15 protein-coding genes and 1 pseudogene are annotated in these 19,675 nt (G+C 66.8%); all 16 read right to left on the bottom strand.

Going from position 1 to position 19,675, the window contains the following annotated elements; translation table 11 throughout:
• Positions 1–39: 39 nt before the first annotated feature.
• The 16 genes and pseudogenes from rpmA to clpX all read right to left on the bottom strand — a co-directional run bounded on the left by rpmA (position 40) and on the right by clpX (position 19,592).
• Entirely contained in the window at positions 40–306 is a 267-nt protein-coding gene (rpmA, locus tag ACNQS7_RS29740; RefSeq protein ID WP_055577887.1) for a 50S ribosomal protein L27, read from the bottom strand.
• Positions 307–321: 15 nt separating this feature from the next.
• Positions 322–633 carry a 50S ribosomal protein L21 gene (gene rplU / locus ACNQS7_RS29735; protein WP_055577886.1) on the bottom strand — a complete coding sequence of 104 codons (312 nt, stop codon included), beginning with the start codon at positions 631–633 and terminating at the stop codon, positions 322–324.
• Positions 634–805: 172 nt separating this feature from the next.
• Positions 806–3,727, bottom strand: coding sequence for an Rne/Rng family ribonuclease (locus ACNQS7_RS29730; protein ID WP_418015358.1), 2,922 nt, complete (start codon positions 3,725–3,727; stop codon positions 806–808).
• A 298-nt stretch (positions 3,728–4,025) separates the two neighbouring features.
• Positions 4,026–4,436, bottom strand: a complete 411-nt coding sequence (gene ndk, locus ACNQS7_RS29725; protein WP_418015357.1) for a nucleoside-diphosphate kinase — start codon at positions 4,434–4,436, stop codon at positions 4,026–4,028.
• A gap of 62 nt (positions 4,437–4,498) precedes the next feature.
• Positions 4,499–4,876, bottom strand: coding sequence for a DUF4233 domain-containing protein (locus ACNQS7_RS29720; RefSeq protein WP_418015356.1), 378 nt, complete (start codon positions 4,874–4,876; stop codon positions 4,499–4,501).
• A complete protein-coding gene (gene folC / locus ACNQS7_RS29715; protein ID WP_418015355.1) occupies positions 4,873–6,306 on the bottom strand; it encodes a bifunctional tetrahydrofolate synthase/dihydrofolate synthase in 1,434 nt (477 codons plus the stop codon). The genes ACNQS7_RS29720 and folC overlap by 4 nt, the downstream gene beginning before the upstream one ends.
• On the bottom strand, positions 6,303–8,948 hold the full coding sequence (locus tag ACNQS7_RS29710) for a valine--tRNA ligase (protein WP_418015354.1): 2,646 nt from the start codon (positions 8,946–8,948) through the stop codon (positions 6,303–6,305). The genes folC and ACNQS7_RS29710 overlap by 4 nt, the downstream gene beginning before the upstream one ends.
• 64 nt (positions 8,949–9,012) lie before the next feature.
• Positions 9,013–9,657, bottom strand: coding sequence for a LysM peptidoglycan-binding domain-containing protein (locus tag ACNQS7_RS29705; protein ID WP_418015353.1), 645 nt, complete (start codon positions 9,655–9,657; stop codon positions 9,013–9,015).
• A gap of 87 nt (positions 9,658–9,744) precedes the next feature.
• Positions 9,745–10,332, bottom strand: coding sequence for a DUF937 domain-containing protein (locus tag ACNQS7_RS29700; RefSeq protein WP_418015352.1), 588 nt, complete (start codon positions 10,330–10,332; stop codon positions 9,745–9,747).
• A 101-nt stretch (positions 10,333–10,433) separates the two neighbouring features.
• Positions 10,434–11,689 (bottom strand): annotated as a pseudogene (locus ACNQS7_RS29695) (saccharopine dehydrogenase family protein).
• 120 nt (positions 11,690–11,809) lie between these two features.
• Positions 11,810–12,358, bottom strand: a complete 549-nt coding sequence (locus ACNQS7_RS29690) for a transglycosylase family protein (RefSeq protein WP_418015351.1) — start codon at positions 12,356–12,358, stop codon at positions 11,810–11,812.
• A gap of 709 nt (positions 12,359–13,067) precedes the next feature.
• The gene (gene mobA / locus ACNQS7_RS29685) at positions 13,068–13,673 is read right to left on the bottom strand and encodes a molybdenum cofactor guanylyltransferase (protein WP_418016202.1); all 606 of its coding nucleotides are present in this window, start codon (positions 13,671–13,673) and stop codon (positions 13,068–13,070) included.
• On the bottom strand, positions 13,670–14,788 hold the full coding sequence (locus ACNQS7_RS29680; RefSeq protein WP_231752451.1) for a 2-oxoacid:ferredoxin oxidoreductase subunit beta: 1,119 nt from the start codon (positions 14,786–14,788) through the stop codon (positions 13,670–13,672). Before ACNQS7_RS29680 ends, mobA begins: the two co-directional genes overlap by 4 nt.
• A gap of 7 nt (positions 14,789–14,795) precedes the next feature.
• Positions 14,796–16,742 carry a 2-oxoacid:acceptor oxidoreductase subunit alpha gene (locus ACNQS7_RS29675; protein ID WP_418015350.1) on the bottom strand — a complete coding sequence of 649 codons (1,947 nt, stop codon included), beginning with the start codon at positions 16,740–16,742 and terminating at the stop codon, positions 14,796–14,798.
• Between the two features lie 229 nt (positions 16,743–16,971).
• Entirely contained in the window at positions 16,972–18,249 is a 1,278-nt protein-coding gene (locus ACNQS7_RS29670) for an MFS transporter (protein WP_418015349.1), read from the bottom strand.
• Positions 18,250–18,311: 62 nt separating this feature from the next.
• Complete coding sequence (clpX, locus tag ACNQS7_RS29665) at positions 18,312–19,592, bottom strand: ATP-dependent Clp protease ATP-binding subunit ClpX (protein WP_055577876.1); 1,281 nt, start codon at positions 19,590–19,592, stop codon at positions 18,312–18,314.
• Between the last annotated feature and the right edge of the window lie 83 nt (positions 19,593–19,675).

The following is a 19,675-nucleotide window of genomic DNA, read 5'->3' as shown; positions in this document are numbered from 1 at the left end:
ATCGGCCACGGACATGCCGCCAGGCACATCCGCCGGCACTCAGTCGGCGGTTTGGCCGGCTGGAACGATGTTGACGGTCTTGCGGCCGCCCTTGACGCCGAATTGGACCGCACCGGCCGCCTTGGCGAACAGCGTGTCGTCGCCACCGCGACCGACGTCGACGCCGGGGTGGAACTTGGTGCCGCGCTGACGGACCAGGATCTCGCCGGCCTTGACCACCTGACCGCCGAACCGCTTCACGCCGAGCCGCTGAGCTGCCGAATCGCGACCGTTACGTGAGCTGGACGCGCCCTTTTTGTGTGCCATGTCTGCTCGCCCCTACTACTTGATGCCGGTGACCTTGAGGACCGTCAGCTGCTGACGGTGTCCCTGCCGCTTGTGGTAGCCGGTCTTGTTCTTGAACTTGTGGATACGGATCTTCGGGCCCTTGGTGTGCTCGAGCACCTCGCCGGTGACGGCGACTTTGGCCAGCGCCTGAGCATCGGTGGTGACGTTGGCGCCGTCGACGACCAGAGCGACCGGCAGCGAGACGTTCGCGCCCGGCTCCGACTCCAGCTTCTCGACCTTGACCACGTCGCCGACGGCAACCTTGTACTGCTTGCCGCCGGTCTTGACGATTGCGTAGGTCGCCATCGTTGCTCCTGCCTCTTCTCGCGCGCGGGTTAGCCAGGCGCGGGTGGTGGTCTGGGGTGCGGGCTCGGTGCCGGCCCGCTGTCGTCGGTCACATTTATTGCCTAGAGCCCTGACGACAACTGTCCAAGGGTACGTGACCAGCACCTACAGGGTCAAACCGGCCCCTGGTCCGTCAGTCGGCGTGGATAGGGGGACCGGCCGGCCGGCCGGCCGCGCGGCGGCGGCGCGACGGAACGGCTGATACCTCCGAGATCACCACCGGGGGGACCTCGATGGCGGCCTCGGCGTCGCTGGCGTCGCTGGCGTCGCTGGCATCGCTGTCGTCGCTGTCGTCACCGTCGTCCAGGTCGTCACCGTCGAGTTCGTCGACGTCCTCGTCTTCGTCCTCGTCTTCGTCTTCGTCGTCGAGTTCGTCGACGTCTTCGTCCTCGTCGTCGAGGTCTTCGTCATCGTCGAGTTCGTCGGCGTCGTCGTCTTCGTCCTCGTCAACATCGACGTCTTCATCGACGTCTTCGTCCTCGGTGTCCTCGAACTCGTCGACGTCGGGCGCCACCAGCGCTTCAGTCTGCTCGTCGGCGACGGCGGTCAATTCCTCATCGGACTCGAGATCGGACTCGCCGTTCTCGTCCTCATCGCGTGACGACGCGGCCATCGCCTTGAACATCGGGTGCTCGCCCGGCGCGTGCGTCGGCACCTTGGCCACGACGCCGTTCTCGGCCGGCTGTTCGGTTCTGGGCTTCTTCGACCGCCTGCTGCGCCGTCCGCCGGACTCGGTTTTGCGGCCCGTCGCCGGCGCCGAGTCGACCGGGTCCGCGTGCATCAGGATGCCGCGTCCGGCGCAATGCGGGCACGACGTCGAGAACGCCTCGATCAGGCCTGTTCCCAGCCGCTTGCGGGTCAGCTGCACGAGTCCCAGCGAGGTCACCTCGGAGACCTGGTGGCGGGTGCGGTCGCGGGCCAGCGCCTCGGTCAGCCGCCGCAGTACCAGGTCGCGGTTGGACTCGAGCACCATGTCGATGAAGTCGATGACCACGATGCCGCCGATGTCGCGCAGCCGCAATTGCCGCACGATCTCCTCGGCCGCCTCGAGGTTGTTCTTGGTGACCGTCTGTTCCAGGTTGCCGCCCGACCCGGTGAACTTGCCGGTGTTGACGTCGACCACCGTCATGGCTTCGGTCCGGTCGATCACCAGCGTTCCGCCCGACGGCAGCCACACCTTGCGGTCCATCGCCTTCGCCAGTTGCTCGTCGATGCGGTGCACCGCGAACACATCCGGGCCCGGCTGACCCTCGCCACCGGCCGGCTCGTACTTGGTCAGCTTCGAAACCAGATCGGGGGCAACAGAATTGACGTACTCGTTGATGGTCTTCCAGGCCTCGTCGCCGGAGACGATCAGTCCCGAGAAGTCCTCGTTGAACAGGTCCCGGATGACCTTGACCAGGACGTCGGGCTCCTCATAGAGCGCGACCGCGGCACCCGCGGCCTTCTGCTTGACCTCGGCGGCCTTGGCGTCGATCTGGTTCCAGCGCTCCTGCAACCGGGTGACATCGCCGCGGATGTCTTCCTCTTTGACACCTTCGGATGCGGTGCGGATGATCACGCCCGCGTCGGACGGCACCACCTCACGCAGGATCTCCTTGAGGCGCTGGCGCTCGGTGTCGGGCAGCTTGCGGCTGATGCCGGTCGACGACGCGCCGGGCACGTACACCAGGTACCGGCCGGCCAGTGACACCTGCGTGGTCAGCCGGGCGCCCTTGTGCCCGATCGGGTCCTTGCTGACCTGCACGACGACGTAGTCGCCGGGTTTGAGGGCCTGCTCGATCTTGCGGTCGGCTCCACCGAGGCCGGCGGCTTCCCAGTTGACCTCACCGGCGTAGAGGACGCCGTTGCGGCCGCGGCCGATGTCGACGAACGCGGCCTCCATCGACGGCAGCACGTTCTGCACGATGCCGAGGTAGATGTTGCCGACCAAAGACGCAGAGGCCGCAGAAGTCACAAAATGTTCGACCACGATGCCGTCTTCGAGCACCGCGATCTGGGTGTAGCGGGCCCCGGGGTGCGGCGGTTCCGTGCGAACTCGGTCGCGAACCACCATCACCCGCTCCACGGCCTCGCGCCGCGCCAGGAATTCGGCTTCGGTCAGTACCGGCGGACGGCGCCGGCCCGCGTCGCGACCGTCCCGGCGGCGCTGACGTTTTGCCTCCAGCCGCGTCGAACCGTCGATCCCCTTGATCTCACCGGGACCGGAGTCGTCGGATCCTGACTTGCCGCCGTTGCGCGGCGCACGCTCGTGCACGACGGTGTTGGGCGGGTCGTCGGGCGACGGGCTGTCGTCGTTGTCGTCACCCGAGCCGGTCTTGCGGCGCCTGCGCCGGCGGCGACGACGGGTTGCGCCATCGCCCGAGCCGTTGTCCTCGTCGCCGTTCTCGCTGTCGTCGGAGTCGTCGGAATCCTGCGCGTCGTCGGAATCGTCGCCCGTTTCCCCCGCGGTATCGCCGGGCTGGTTGTCGCCCTCGGCGCCGTTCTGCTCACCACGTCCGCGACCCCGGCCCCGCCGTCCGCGGCGCCGGCGCTTGTTGGCGGGACGGTCCGACTGGTCATCGTCGTCGTCGGCCCCGGCGCCCTGGCCGTCGGAGTCGTCGCCGTAATCGGAGTCGTCGGCCGCACTGTCGTCGCCGGTCTCGTCTTCGGTCTCGACGCGCGCCGGCAGCGGCTGGGGAGCGACGAACAACGGCATGTAGTGCGGACGATCTACGACTATCTCGTGCGTCTCCCGGACCTCCACCGTTTCCAGCATCAACCGGGATTCGGGTTCGGCCGGCGACTCCTCGTCACCGTCGGGCGGCGCCTCGGCGCCGGTTTCCGGCGCGTCGGGCTGGGCCGCCAGCAGGTCCCGCACCCGGACCGCGTCCACGTGGTCGACGCTGGAGTGCGCGCTGCGGATGCGCCCGTCGAGGGCGGCCAGCGCGTCCAGCACCCGCCTACTGGTGGTTCCCAGGGTCCGCGCGAGCGAATGCACCCTCAAGCGGTCAGGAAGGTCCTCACGCTCGCTCGGCTCGCTTGTTGAGTCTGAAGTTGGGGCATCTTCTACCACGAATTCTCCTCAAGCCCCCGGGCGCGTCGTCCTAGTCGACGCGGCCACTCGAGGGCTTCGCTATGGGTCCGGGTCACTTCTCCCGGACTTGTGATGGTCTCGCCCCGAGCAGCCCATGGTGGGCTCACTCGGTGCCGTACTGAATGACGGCTCGACATGCTGCGCCGCACCGCGGACTGGCGATGGTCGCGCTTGCCAAAGTCTTCATTCGGGTGTCCGGCGCCGGTTCGACGACGTTCACCCGCAGTCAGTATCCCACATCACTTCCAGGGATCACGCTCCCCTTCGAGCGGCCCGGTCAGATGCCGGGGAACCAGAGCTCGATCTCGCGTTTGGCCGATTCGGCGGAGTCGGACCCGTGCACCAGGTTGAACTGGGTTTCCAGGCCGAAGTCGCCCCGGATGGTTCCGGGGGTGGCCTTTTCCACCGGGTCGGTGCCACCGGCGAGCTGGCGGAACGCGGCAATCGCCCGGGTTCCGACCACCACGGCCGCCACGACCGGTCCGGAGGTGATGAACTCCAGCAGCGAACCGAAGAAGGGCTTGCCGTCGTGCTCGGCGTAATGGCGGCGGGCCAGGTCCTCACCGACAGTCCTGAGCTCCAGCGCCGCGATGGTGAGGCCTTTGCGCTCGATGCGGCTGAGTATCTCGCCTATCAACTGGCGCTCCACGCCGTCGGGCTTGATCAATACGAGGGTCCGTTCGGTCACGGCGACAAGAGTAGAGGTCCTGACGCGCGTGCCCAAACCTGGATACCTCCAGCCGGACCGGTTCAGGACGGCGGCGGCGTCCAGCGCTCCTGGCGCCGCCGGACCTCGGCCCGCAGATAGGCGATCAGCCCCCACACCGCGGTGAACAGCACGCCCATGGCACCGACCGCCGGGTAGACCAGGAAGCCGGCGACCAGGATCAGCTGTGCGCCGAGGTTGGCCCAGATCGCCCACGGCCGGCGCTGCAAACCGGTCAGCAGCACCAGCAGCACGGCGAATCCGATCAGATAGCCCAGCGATGCGCCGGTCAGGCCGCCTCCTACGACGCCCACCACGGGTATCGCCAGCAGCACCACGATCACCTCGAGGATCAGCGTCCCCGCCATCACCCCGGCGAAGCTTTTCCACGGATCGGGCGGCGGCGGCACCTCATCGGTCATTGCGGATCACGACCGAACAGCGTCCGGGCGGCACCGGCGGTGACGACCGAGCCGGTAATGACAATGCCTGTGCCGGAGTACATCTCATCCTCCTGATCGGCCGCGTCGACCAGCGCGGTCGCGACGTCGATGGCGTCGCGCAGGTTGTCGGCAGGGATCACCCGGTCGGGCCCGAACCGTTGCTGTGCCGCCAAGGCCAGCGTCTCGACATCGAGGGCCCGGGGCGACCCGTTGTGGGTGACGACGACGGATTCGAACACCGGCTCCAGCGCGGCGAGGATGCCGTCGACATCCTTGTCGGCCAGCACCGCGACCACCCCCACCAGGGTGCGGAAGTCGAACTCGTCGGCCAGTGTCTGCGCGAGGGCGGCCGCGCCGGCGGGGTTATGTGCGGCGTCGATGAACACCGTCGGGGCGCTGCGCATGCGCTCGAGCCGTCCGGGGCTGGTGACCGCGGCGAAACCGGCCCGGACCGCGTCCACATCCAGCTGACGCTGCGCGCCGGCGCCGAAGAAAGCCTCCACCGCGGCCAGCGCCAGGGCCGCGTTGTGGGCTTGATGTTCCCCGTGCAGGGGCAGGTAGATGTCCGGGTAGACCCCGCCGAGTCCCTGCAACTGCAGCAGCTGCCCGCCGATGGCGACCTGCCGGCCCAGCACGGCGAACTCCGAGTCCTGCCGGGCGACCGCGGCGTCGGCGCGCACGGTCTGGTCCAGTAGCACGTCCATCACCTCGGGAACCTGGCGTCCAATCACCGCGACGGTGTCCGGCGACCCCTCGGGCGCCCGGGTGATGATGCCCGCCTTCTCCTTGGCGATCCCGGCGATGTCCGCGCCCAGATAGTCGACGTGATCGACGCTGATCGGGGTGATGACCGCCACCGGCGCGTTCAGCACGTTGGTGGCGTCCCAACTGCCACCCATGCCGACCTCGACGACCGCGACGTCGACGGGCGCATCCGCGAACGCCGCGAACGCCATCGCGGTGAGCACCTCGAACTTGCTCATCGCCGGTCCCCCCTCAGCCTGGGACTGCTGGTCGACCATATGCACGAACGGCTCGATCTCCCGGTAGACGTCCACGTACTGCGCCGGCGTGATCGGCTCGCCGTCAATCGAGATGCGTTCGACGGCCGACTGCAGGTGTGGGCTGGTGGTGCGGCCGGTGCGCTGCTGCAGCGCGGTGATCAGCGCGTCGATCATCCGCGCCACCGACGTCTTGCCGTTGGTGCCGGCGATGTGGATCGACGGGTAGCTCAACTGCGGCGATCCGAGCAGGTCCATCAGCGCGCTGATCCGGGTCAGGCTCGGCTCGATGCGGGTCTCGGGCCAGCGCTGGTCGAGCAGATGTTCGACCTGCAACAGGGCCGCGATCTCGTCCGGGGTGGGAGCCAGGCGGGTGCCCGCTTCCCAGTCCTGCGAATCGGAATTCATTGCAGAGCTGCCAATTTGGCGGTGATCCGGTCGGTCTCTTCCTGGGCCACCTGCTGCCGGGCGCGGATCTTGTCGACGACGGCTTCGGGCGCCTTGGCCAGGAAGTCGGCGTTGCCGAGTTTGGCAGCGGTGGAAGCGAGTTCCTTCTGCGCCGCGGCCAGATCCTTTTCCAGGCGCCGGCGTTCGGCAGCCACGTCGATGGTGCCGGAAGTGTCGAGGTCGACGACGACCGTCGCGGTGCTCAGCCGGACTTCGAGTGATGCCGACGCGCGGAAATCGTCACCCGGGGCGGTCAGCCACGCCAGCGACGTCACGGCCGGAACCTGGTTGCTCAGATCGGCCTCATCGATACCGGACAACCGGGCCGGCACCTTCTGCCGGTCGGCCAGGCCCTGATCGCTGCGGAACCTGCGCACCTCGGTCACCAGCTTCTGCATATCGTTGATCCGTTGTGTTGCAATCGGATCCAGGGTGATGCCGGAAGGTTCGGGCCACTCGGCAATCACCAATGACTCCCGGCCGGTCAGGGCCTGCCAGAGCGCTTCGCTGATGAACGGGATCACCGGATGCAGCAGGCGCAGCAGCGTGTCCAGGCCGGCGGCCAGCACCGCGGTGGTGCCCGAAAGGCCCTGTGCCAGCTGCGTCTTGGCCAATTCGAGATACCAGTCGCAGAATTCGTCCCAGGCGAAGTGGTAGAGCGCCTCGCAGGCCCGGCTGAACTCGTAGCTGTCGAAGGCCGCATCGACTTCCGCACGAACCTCTTCCAGCCGGCCCAGCACCCAACGGTCGGCGTCGGTCAGTTCGTCGGGCAGCGGCGCCGGCACGGCGCCGTTCATCAGCGCGTACCTGGTGGCGTTGAACAGTTTGGTGCCGAAGTTGCGCGACGCCCGCACCGCGTCCTCGCCGATGGCCAGGTCGCCGCCCGGGCTGGCGCCCCGGGCCAGGGTGAACCGCAGCGCGTCGGCACCGTACTTGTCCATCCACTCCAGCGGGTCGATGACGTTGCCCTTGGACTTGCTCATCTTGCGGCCGAACTCGTCGCGGATCAGCCCGTGCAGGAACACGTCGGTGAACGGCACCTGTCGGCCGCGGCGACCGTCGAGGGTGATGGCGTCGTCGCCGCCGACATAGGTGCCGAACATCATCATGCGGGCCACCCAGAAGAACAGGATGTCGTAGCCGGTGACCAGAACGCTTGTCGGATAGAACTTTTCCAGGGCCGCGGTCTTCGATGGCCAGCCCAGGGTGGAGAAGGGCCACAGCGCCGAGGAGAACCAGGTGTCCAGCACGTCGCCGTCCTGCTCCCAACCCTCAGGCGGGGTGTCATCGGGACCGACGCACACCATTTCGCCGTTGGGCCCGTACCAGATCGGGATGCGGTGGCCCCACCACAGCTGCCGCGAAATGCACCAGTCGTGCATGTCGTCCACCCATGCGAACCACCGCGGCTCCAGGCTGGCGGGGTGAATCACGGTGTCGCCGTTGCGAACCGCGTCACCGGCGGCCTTGGCCATAGACTCCACCCGGACCCACCACTGCAGCGACAGCCGGGGTTCGATCGGCTCACCGCTGCGCTCGGAGTGCCCGACGCTGTGCAGGTACGGTCGCTTCTCCTCGACCACGCGGCCCTGGGCGGCAAGCGCCTCGCGGACCTTGAGGCGGGCCTCGAACCGGTCCATGCCGTCGAATTGCGTTCCGGTGCCCGCGATCCGGCCCTTGGTGTCCATGATCGACGGCATCGGCAGCTGGTGGCGCATCCCGATCTCGAAGTCGTTGGGATCGTGTGCGGGCGTGACTTTCACGGCGCCGGTACCGAATTCGGGATCGACGTGCTCGTCTGCGACGACGATCATCTCGCGCTCGACGAACGGGTGCGGCAGGCTGGTCCCGACCAGGTGGCGGTAGCGCTCGTCGTCGGGGTGCACCGCGATGGCGGTGTCGCCCAGCATGGTCTCCACCCGGGTGGTCGCGACCACGATGTGGGGTTGCGAGTCGTCGAGCGAGCCGTACCGGAACGACACCAGCTCGCCCTCGACATCCTGGTAGTTGACCTCGAGGTCGGAGATCGCCGTCTCCAGCACCGGCGACCAGTTGACCAGCCGTTCGGCTTGATAGATCAGGCCTTCGTCGTAGAGGCGCTTGAAGATCGTCCGGACGGCACGCGACAGGCCCTCGTCCATGGTGAAGCGGTCACGGCTCCAGTCCACGCCGTCCCCGAGCCGGCGCATCTGGCCGCCGATCGCACCGCCGGACTCCCGCTTCCAGTCCCAGACCTTCTCGACGAACAGCTCCCGGCCGAAGTCCTCCTTGGTCTTGCCGTCGACCGCCAGCTGCTTTTCCACCACACTCTGGGTGGCGATGCCGGCGTGGTCCATGCCCGGCTGCCACAGCACCTCGTAGCCCTGCATGCGCTTGCGACGGGTCAGCGCATCCATCATGGTGTGCTCGAGCGCGTGGCCCATGTGCAGGCTGCCGGTGACGTTCGGCGGCGGGAGCACGATGGAGTACGCGGGCTTGGTGCTCTCGGGGTCCGCGGTGAAGTAGCCGGCATCTACCCATTTCTGGTAGATCGCGCCCTCCATCGCGGCCGGATCCCAGGACTTGGGCAGCTGGTCATCGACAGGGCGGGGGCTGGCGGTCACCGGTCAATTCTAGGAACCGCCGGCCGCGCCCGTGTAAGGGCCTGAACCCGCAGGCAAAACCCGACTACGGGATGGTGAGCACCTGCCCGGGGTGTATCAGGTCGGGGTTGGGGATCCCGCTGGCGTCGGCGATGACCTGATACTTGCTGCCGTCACCGTAGAAGCGCTCCGCGATCGCCCACAGGGTGTCGCCGGACTCGACGGTGTAAGTACGGGCGGCGGGTTCGGGTTCGGCCGGCGCCGCTTCGGCCGCGGGTTCGGCGGGCGCTTCGGCGACAGCGTTCTCCGCCGGCTCATCGGATCCCCACCAGCCGGATTGGCCCGAACCCGAGCCGGACTTCTGCGCCTCGGCCACCGGCTCGGGCGGCGGCGGCGCGTCGGTCTCGGTCTTGGTGGACCAGGCCGGGCCGTCGGCCGCGTACAGCACCAGGTTCCGGTCGTCCTGCAGGACGAGCTGGACCTGCTTCTTGCCCTTGGTGTCGCTGTGCCACACCGGCTTGTCGGCGGTGTACAGCACGAAGTTGCCGTCGGTCTGCACCTCGGCGCGCACCACGTCCTGGCCGTTGGTCGAGGTGGACCAGATCGGGTTGCCCCAGACGGCCAGCACCAGGTTGCCGTCGTCCTGCAGGGTCAGGGTGTAGGCGCCGTTGCTGGACGTCAACGACTCTCCCTTGACCAGCTTCTGACCTTCGGTGAGCCTGTCTGCCATGATTTTTCCTCTCCATACCTATGCGTTTACGGGACCTGAAAACCTCGCGACGCGACCGCGCCGGACGCAATCCTGTTGTGGCGCAGCCTATTTCTTACCGCCGAGCAGGCCCCCGAGGATATCGCCCAACCCACCGCCCTTGTTGCCCAGCACACTGCCGAGAATCCCGCCCAGAGACTTGTCGTTGCCACCGCCCAGGATGCTGCCCAGGATGTCGCCCAGCCCGCCGCCGGAGCTGCGTTGCTGCGAGGCGGGCGCCTCGGCCGGGGCGCCGGAGTTGAGTTGTTTTCCGATGTACGCCAACACAATCGGCAAGATGACGGGCAGCAGTTGCTTGAGCAGGTCGCTGTTGCCGGCGCCGCCGCCGGCCAGTGCTGCAGCGACTTCGTCGGTGTCCTTGCCGCCGAAGAGCGTCGCGACCGCCTGGTGCCCGTCCTGTTCGTCGACCTGGTCGACGCCGCCGCCGGCGTCGAGCAGCCCACGCGCCGCGTGGCCACTGGCGGCATCCTCGATCCTGCTGGCGTGCTCGGGGTCCTGCGAAGTGTGCTGCAGACCGCTCAGCAGCACCGGCACCAGGGTGTGCACCGCCTTGTCCACTTCACCCTGGTCCGCCCCCAGCTTCGACGCGATGTCCGAGGACGGAATCTGCGCGTAGAGATCTTCGAGACCGGCCATCGTGATCCACCTTCGTCGCTGGGATGGGGCGAGCAGCTACGAGACTAGACCCACCGGATCCGAATCAACACCCTTTGATCAGGCGGATTTCAACTAGTCCGTCAATTTAACCGTTCGGTCCGCAGCTCGATACCTGCGTGTGGGAACCGGGCCAACAACGCGTCGCCCATGGCTGCCGCCGGAGTCAACACGCCATGCAGGTCGGAGAGCTTGTCGCGATCTTTGGCCAGGGCAAGACCGCACTCCCCCAGTATCACCGAAGTGGCCTTGTAACCGGGGTCGCCCCGCTGTTCCATGCGCGCCACGTAACGGGCACCGGACGTCGTGGTGGTGTACGTCTCCAGCTTGTAGTAGCCGCGCTCGCGGGCCTTGGCGCTCGGGCCGCTGCCCGATTTCGGCAGCACCCTTTCCAGCCACCCGCTCGGCACACGATTGAGGAAACGACTGCCCGCAGCGAAGAACGCACTGGAGAACCCGGTCATGACGGCGGACGCGACAGGCGCCAACGGCGACGACCCCACACTCATGGTTTCGGTGTAGCGGAACGTACGACCGTAGGCCCAATTCAGCAGCGAATTGCTGCGTCGAACGATTCGGGTGTTGGAGGGTGCCATTGGAAATGCGGCCGTCCACAACCCGGCCAGTTCCGGCGCGATCCGGCTACCCCGAAGCAGGGTGAGATCGGGTTGTGCCCCCAAGTCGGGCTCAGCGGCACGGTCGGTGCTCAACGTGTACGGATCTTCGAGCTGGCGGCGGATCTCCGGGTCATCCGAGGCGGTACGCATGATTTCCACGCCCGAGGCGATGGTCCCGCCGGATGCGCCACCGCGCATGGACCGCAACACATAGTTGGTCTCGCCCAGCTCACCCGTGCCGTCGTGCTGCGCTGCGCGGTACAGGGCATAGACGGTCAGGTCCGAGGGGACGGAGTCGAAACCGCAGGCGTGCACGATGCGCGCGCCGGTGTCCGCGGCCTGCTTGTGGTAGAGGTCGATGCTCTCGCGCACGAAGTTCGCCTCGCCGGTCAGGTCGGCGTAGTCGGTGCCGGCCGCGGCGCACGCCGCGACCAGGGGCAGCCCGTAGCGGGTGTACGGCCCCACCGTGGTGATGACGACCCGGGTGCGCGCGGCCATCTCCTTGAGCGACGACTCGGAGGTGGCGTCGGCGGCGACCAGCGCCCAGTCCTGCGCGCCGGGGCCCAGCGTCTTGCGGACGGCCTCCAGCCGCTCTTTGGACCTGCCGGCCAGCGCTATTCGCGCGTCTCCCCCGCCCTGGCCAGGTATTCGGCGGTCAGCTTCCCCACGAAGCCCGTTGCCCCATAGACGATGATGTCGAATTCGCGTGGCGTCTCGGTCACCCGCTTGACGCTACCCGGGGCCACAATCCGGTACGCCCCGGCCCGGCCCACCCCACAGACGCCGAATGCCGGGCCCGAAGGCCCGGCACTCGGATCGCGCTCAGTTCAATTTCGGCTTGGTCAGCCGCGGCGGCCGCACACCGGCCACGCGCCGATGCCCTGGGAGTGCAGCACGTTCTCGGCCACGCGGATCTGCTCCTCACGGCTGGCGCCGGCGGCGGAGCCCGAACCACCGTTGGCATGCCAGGTGCTCGCGGTGAACTGCAGGCCACCGGAGTAGCCGTTGCCGGTGCTGATCGCCCAGTTGCCACCGGACTCGCACTGTGCGATCGCGTCCCAGTTCACGCTGTACGCCTTGACGGGTGCGGGCGCGGGGGGCTCATCGACGGGCGGGGCGTCCGGGGCCGGCAGGTTCGGGTCGAAGCCCACCGCCTCGGGGGCCGGCGGGGCGTCCGGCGCCGGCGGGGCGTCGGGCGCCGGCAGGTTCGGGTCGAAGGCCACGTCCTCGGGGGCCGGCGGCGCGTCAGGGGCCGGCAGGCCCGGGTCGAAGCCGGGGGCGACATTGGGGTCCACGCCCTGGACATCCGCGTGAGCGATGCCGGTGGTCGGCACGGTCACGAGGGTCCCGGTAATCGCGGCGACAATGAGCGTCTTGCGGACGTTCTTCAACACTGTTCCTTTCGCTGCGCGCGCGCTGAAGACAGCCCACAGAAGTGGGTCGGGTGTTGCTTGGGGCGTCGGTGTTGCTCAATACGTAAAGACGCTGAAAACGCTTCAGGGCGTGCCGTCTCGTTTCGGCACGACAGCGGAGGACATGGGTCTGCCCGGCGCGACTGCTCGCCAACGCCTGCGGGGCGGCGCCCTTACCGAGTGCCGTCTCCCACTCCGCTCACACGCGGGTCCGTGGATTCAATTTTCCAATTACTTATTGGTGCCCATTTTCGGGCTAGAAGGACCGTACGATAACGATTTGGATTCGTCACCTCGACCGAGTGGGTATTCAGCACCGATAACGAGCCGATCACGGATCGGTAGCGGAATGGTTCACGCAGGTCAGCAGGCCGTTTCGAACGCCGGCCGGCGGTCGCGACTGCAGCGCATTCGTGAGCCGAATCACGCGCATATTGTGAGCTGGGCCACCGGATTTCGCTAATCGACGTGCGCTCAACAACACGCGAAGATAACGACGGCGAGGTGACGTGGCACACAATTCGCCAGTCAAACAGCGGCTGTCACAACCCTTTTCACGGACGCCGGCGTCCACGGAAAATTGATTTTGTGTGAATTCTCTTTGCGATGACCATGTCTCGGCGTCAGCCGATAACGGCGCCGCAAAAGATGTTGTGGCGCAACGCCATCAACGTTGAACGAAAGACCCTCAGCGTCCCGGGCGGACCGGGGTGCGCAAGTCGTCCACCGTGTTCACGTTGGTCAGCGCATCGGAGTCCGTCAGTACGATCTGCTGCGCATCCGACGCGTCGATCAAATCGCTCATCTTGCGCGCGCCGGCGGCCACCAATGCGTCGATGCGGTCAGCAAGGTCCGTGCGGTAGATCGCGGCCAGGTAGTGACTGCGACCATCCCACGGCATCACCACCTCGGCGTCGGTCTCCACGGCGAGGCGGAACAGCTCTTCGATCAAATCGACTGTCAGAGAGGGCATGTCGACCGCAGCGACAAATGCGTAACGCGCCCCGGCCGCCGCGGCGGCCCGCAGTCCGCGTCCGGTCGCAGGCAGCGGACCCAGCCCGCGCACCTCGTCGCGCAGAATGGGCACCGACAGTGCGGGCAGCGGTTGGCCCGGCGCAGCCATCACGTATACCGGCGAACAACGTTGCGACACAACGTCAACCACACGCTCCACCATCGTGCCCGTCCCGCCGGGGAGCGGCAGGGTGGCCTTGTCACGGCCCATCCGGCGGGATTCGCCGCCGGCGACGACGACGCCGGCCAGTGAAACGTCTTCAGGCACTAGCCACCTCAGTCCACGGTCCAGGTATCACGTCCGCGCAGCAGCGACTGCAGCGCGGCTTCATCCGATGGGATCGAATTCTGGGCGGACTCTACCTGCGAGCGCGCAGCGTCGTCGTAGGTGGGTCGGCTGATGTCGCGGAAGATGCCCATCACCATGTGGTCGAGGTTCTGATCCGACAGGCGCGACAACGCGAACGCGTACGCGGAATCGTCAGCGTGGGCGTCGTGCACGACGATTTCGCCCTCGGCCACGTCGGCGGTCTTGGCTACGTCCAGACCGAAGCCCGATTTCACGACGCAGTATTCGCCGTTGGCGCCGAACACGATCGGCTCGCCATGGCGGACCTTGATCACCCGCTCCTCGGAGCCTTCCTTGCGCAGTGCGTCGAACGAGCCGTCGTTGAAGATCGGGCAGTCCTGCATGATCTCGACCAGCGCGGCACCGCGATGCTGGGCCGCGGCCCGCAGCACGTCGGTCAGCCCGGCACGATCCGAATCCAGTGCGCGGCCTACGAATGTCGCCTCGGCACCCAGCGCCAGCGACACCGGGTTGAACGGGTGGTCGAGCGAACCCATCGGCGTCGACTTGGTGATCTTGCCGACCTCTGACGTCGGTGAATACTGACCCTTGGTCAGCCCGTAGATCCGGTTGTTGAACAACAGGATGGTGATGTTGACGTTGCGGCGCAGGGCGTGGATGAGGTGGTTGCCACCGATGGACAACGCGTCGCCGTCGCCGGTGACCACCCAGACCGACAGGTCCTCGCGCGCCAGGGCCAGGCCGGTGGCGATGGCCGGCGCGCGGCCATGGATCGAGTGGAACCCGTAGGTCTCCAGGTAGTAGGGGAACCGGCTTGAGCAACCGATGCCGCTGATGAACACGATGTTCTCGCGGCGCAGCCCGAGTTCGGGCAGGAAGTTGCGAATGGTGTTGAGGATGACGTAGTCACCGCAACCCGGGCACCAGCGCACTTCCTGCTCGCTGGTGAAGTCTTTGCCCTTCTGCGGCGGCTCTTCAGCAGACCGGGTGGGCACCCCGTCGTTCTTGTGCACCTTCGGGGTTACCCCCAGGTCGGTGCCGATCAGGCTGGTCATGAGCGCCGCGTCCTCCTCGTCGCTTCGCATCGACCCGTCATGCGCTGACCCCCTCTTCGACGTGGGCCGCCGACAATCTGGCGATGATGGTCTTGTCCTGCTCGAGCTCGTTCAGCCTGCCGGCCAGGGCCGCCCGGATGAATCGCCCGATCTCGTCGGCCAGGAATGAGACACCCTTGACCTTGGTGACCGACTTGACGTCGACCAAGTACTTGGCGCGCAACAACATTGCGAGCTGGCCCATGTTCATCTCCGGGCACACCACTTTCGGGTAGCGGTGCAAGACATCACCCAGGTTCGCCGGGAACGGGTTCAGGTACCGCAGGTGGGCATGCGCGACCTTGGTGCCCCGGCGGCGCGCGCGCCGACAGGCTTCGCCGATCGGTCCGTAGGAACTTCCCCAGCCGAGCAGCAGCAGCTCGGCGTCACCGGTGGGGTCGTCGACCTCGAGGTCCGGGACGCGGATGCCGTCGATCTTGGCCTTGCGGATCCGGACCATCAGGTCGTGGTTGGTGGGGTCGTAGGAGATGTCGCCGGATCCGTTGGCCGCTTCCAGCCCGCCGATGCGGTGCTCGAGGCCCGGGGTGCCGGGCACCGCGAACTGGCGGGCAAGGGTGTCGCGGTGCCGGGCGTACGGCTCGAAGGGCTCACCCGGTTTGGCGAAGATGTGCTTGATCGGCTCGAACGAGCTCACGTCCGGAATGGCCCAGGGCTCAGAGCCATTCGCGATCGCGCCGTCGGACAGCAGAATCACCGGGGTGTGGTACGACACCGCGATCCGGACCGCCTCCACCGCGGTCTCGAAGCAGTCCGAGGGTGACCGCGGAGCCAGCACCGCCACCGGCGACTCGCCGTTGCGGCCGAACAGTGCCTGCAGCAGGTCGGCCTGCTCGGTCTTGGTGGGCAATCCGGTGGACGGTCCGCCGCGCTGGACGTCGATGACGATCAGCGGCAGCTCGGTCATCACGGCCAGACCCATTGCCTCGGATTTCAGCGACATACCCGGGCCCGAGGTGCTGGTGACACCCAGCGCACCGCCGTAGGAGGCACCGATCGCGGCGCAGATGCCGCCGATCTCGTCCTCGGCCTGGAAGGTGATGACGTTGAAGTTCTTGTGCTTGGACAGCTCGTGCAGGATGTCCGACGCCGGGGTGATCGGGTAGCTGCCGAGCATCACCTGCTTGTCGGCCAGCCGGCCGGCCGCGACGATGCCGTAGGCCAGTGCGGTGTTGCCGGAGATCTGCCGGTATTCGCCGGGCGGCAACGAGGCCTTGGACACCTCGTAGGTCGTCCCGAACGCCTCGGTGGTTTCGCCGTAGTTCCAGCCCGCCTTCAACGCCAGCACATTCGCCTCGGCGATGTCCGGCTTGCGGGCGAACTTCTCCCTGATGAAGGTTTCGCTGGTCTGGACCGGTCGCCCGTACATCCAGGACAGCAGGCCCAGGGCGAACATGTTCTTGGCGCGCTGGCCGTCCTTCTTCGTGGCGCCGATCGCCTCGACGGCACCGAGGGTCAGCGTGGTCATGGGCACGGCGTGCACCACGTATTCCTCGAGCTCGTCGGACTCCAAGGGGTTTGTCACATAACCCACTTTGGTGAGATTGCGCTTGGTGAACTCGTCGGAATTGGCGATCACCATTCCCCCGCGCGGAAGGTCACCGATGTTCGCCTTCAGCGCCGCGGGATTCATGGCCACCAGGACGTCGGGCCGGTCCCCGGCGGTCAGGATGTCATAGTCGGCGATCTGGATCTGGAAAGAGGAGACCCCGGGCAATGTTCCTGCCGGAGCGCGGATCTCGGCCGGGTAGTTGGGCTGCGTGGCCAGGTCGTTGCCGAAAAGTGCGGCCTCCGAAGTGAACCGGTCACCGGTCAGCTGCATGCCGTCGCCGGAGTCTCCCGCAAATCGGATGACGACATTTTCCAGTCGCTGCCGACTGGACCCATTCTGAGACTCTTCCCCGGCGCCGTTGCCGTTCGGATTCACGTCTCCGCCTTCCAACTTGGTATCCGGACAGGCACTCCGCTGCAGCTCCAGATTACGCGCGCCGAAGTGCCGTCTCCGCTGTCACGTTTTATGTCACTGGCAGTACCAATTATGACACTTCTCTAAGGATGTACAGTCATGCTCTTATGCTTGTTACCGGCGAGTATGCAGGTAAAAGCCGATGTCAGGGTGACGCCGGGGACGGGCAGAAACAAAACTGTGGTGTTGGTCACTTTATCGGCGTGGCGGCATCCGGCCGGGTTTCCGATCGCGTTTCGGGGCCTGTTTTCGAGCCTGTTTTCGGTCCCGTCTCCGGCATGGCAATCAGATAGAGGGCGAATCCCGCGCCGGCGATGGCCCCCAGCGACAGGAACGCGGCGTGATATCCGGCGGCGACGACGATCGCACCGGCCACATAGTTCGACACCGCGGCTCCGATGCCCATCGCTGCCGTGACGCCGCCCAGGCTGACGTTGAACCGCCCAGACCCGTGCGTCACGTCCTGGACGACGAGGGGGAACAGCGCTCCGAACACCCCGGCGCCGACCCCGTCCAGCAGCTGCACGCCCACCAGCCAGTACGAGTTGTCCGACAACGTGTACAGAAAGCCGCGCGCGGTGAGCACGGCGAAGCCGATCAGGAAGATCGGCTTGCGCCCCCAGGCGTCGGCCTTGGCGCCGGCCAGGTAGGCGACGGGCACCATCACCAGTTGAGCGGCGACGATGCACACCGCCATCAGCGCGGTCCCGACGTCTTTGTTGTGCAGGGCCAGGAGTTGCCCGACCAGTGGCAGCATCGCCGCGTTGGCGAAGTGAAACGCCACGACGGCCACCGCGAACGTCACCAGCCGCCGGTTGCGCAGCAGCGCGGTCACCGGTTGCACGTGCTGCGGCCGGCCACCGGGCGGGTGATCCATGCCGCGGGCCACCTCGTGGTCGATGGCGTCGCCGGGGATCCACAGCGTCGCGGCCACGCTCCCGACTGCCATCGCGGCCAGCACCCAAAACACCACCGCCGGTCCGAAGAAGTAGGCCAGTCCCCCGGTGACCGCCGCGGCCGCGGCATTGCCGGCGTGATTGAAGGACTCGTTACGCCCGATGCGGCGGGCGAAGAAACGCGGGCCGACCACACCCAGCGTGATGGCGGCCAGCGCCGGCGCGAAGATCGAGCCTGCCATTCCGGTGACCACTTGCAGGAACGCGATCGGGTACAGGCGGGGAAACAGCGGCATGGCCAGGGAGCCGGCGGTGACGATCAGCGCGCCGATGATGATCAGACCCCGCTTGGCCGTGGTCCTGTCGACCAGGGCACCGACCGGGGCCTGCGCGACGATGGCGCCGATGCCCCCGATCGCCATGACGAGGCCGATCGATTCCTGATCCCAGTGGTGGGTGATCAGCAGGTAGATCGAGAGATAGGGACCCAGGCCGTCACGAACGTCAGCGAGCAGCAGATTCAGCAGGTCCAGCGAGCGCGCCAGGCGCCGCGAAACAGCGTCACCGGGCACTCGGTGTAATTACCCGAATTCGCCTGGGGTCATGCCGACTTCGCAGACGGACCTTTCGCGGGTCAGGCGCTCTTGTCGCGCCGCTCCGACCGGGACGGCTTGCGGGGCACGATGGTCGGGAGCACGTTGTCCTGCACGGTCTCCTTGGTTACGACGACCTTGGCGACGTCGTCGCGGCTCGGGATGTCGTACATCACCGGCAGCAGGACTTCCTCCATGATGGCGCGCAGACCACGGGCACCGGTGCCGCGGTGGATCGCCTGGTCGGCGATCGCGTCCAGCGCGTCATCAGCGAACTCCAGCTCTACACCGTCCATCTCGAACAGCCTGGTGTATTGCTTCACCAGGGCGTTCTTCGGCTCCGAGAGGATCTTGACCAGCGACTCCTTGTCGAGGTTGGTCACCGACGCGACTACCGGGAGGCGACCGATGAACTCGGGAATCAGGCCGAACTTGATCAGGTCCTCGGGCATCACTTCGGCGAAGTGGTCGGTGGTGTCGATCTCGGCCTTGGAGCGCACCTCGGCGCCGAAGCCCAGACCGCGCTTGCCGACCCGCTCGTAGATGATCTTCTCCAGACCGGCGAACGCGCCCGCCACGATGAACAACACGTTGGTGGTGTCGATCTGGATGAATTCCTGGTGCGGGTGCTTGCGGCCGCCCTGCGGGGGAACGGATGCCTGGGTGCCTTCCAGGATCTTCAGCAGCGCCTGCTGAACCCCCTCGCCGGAGACGTCACGGGTGATCGACGGGTTCTCGCTCTTGCGGGCGATCTTGTCGACCTCGTCGATGTAGATGATGCCGGTCTCGGCACGCTTGACGTCGTAGTCCGCAGCCTGGATGAGCTTGAGCAGGATGTTCTCGACGTCCTCACCGACATAGCCGGCCTCGGTCAGTGCGGTGGCGTCGGCGATGGCGAACGGGACGTTGAGCATCTTGGCCAGCGTCTGGGCCAGGTAGGTCTTGCCGCAGCCGGTGGGGCCGAGCATCAGGATGTTGGATTTGGTCAACTCGACCGGCTCGTACCGGGAGTCGCGGCCCTTCTCGCCGGCCTGGATGCGCTTGTAGTGGTTGTAGACCGCGACGGCCAGCGTGCGCTTGGCGGTGTCCTGCCCGATGACGTAGCCCTCGAGGAAGTCCCGGATCTCGATCGGCTTGGGCAGCTCGTCCAGCTTCACATCGTCGGCGTCGGCGAGTTCCTCTTCGATGATCTCGTTGCACAGGTCGATGCACTCATCGCAGATGTACACCCCGGGACCCGCAATGAGTTTCTTGACTTGCTTTTGACTCTTTCCGCAGAACGAGCACTTCAGCAGGTCACCGCCGTCTCCGATGCGCGCCATGATGCCTCAGGGCCTACTTCCTGTATCGCCGTTCGTCTTGCCTGCCGCGTGTATCCCACGACGCTACCCGTTTGTTCCGGCCT

It is taken from the genome of Mycobacterium sp. 23, from assembly GCF_048287075.1.
Taxonomy (GTDB): Bacteria; Actinomycetota; Actinomycetes; order Mycobacteriales; family Mycobacteriaceae; genus Mycobacterium; species Mycobacterium gordonae_B.
The sequence above is the reverse complement of the archived record's forward strand: the minus strand, read 5'-3'. Positions and strand labels throughout refer to the sequence as shown.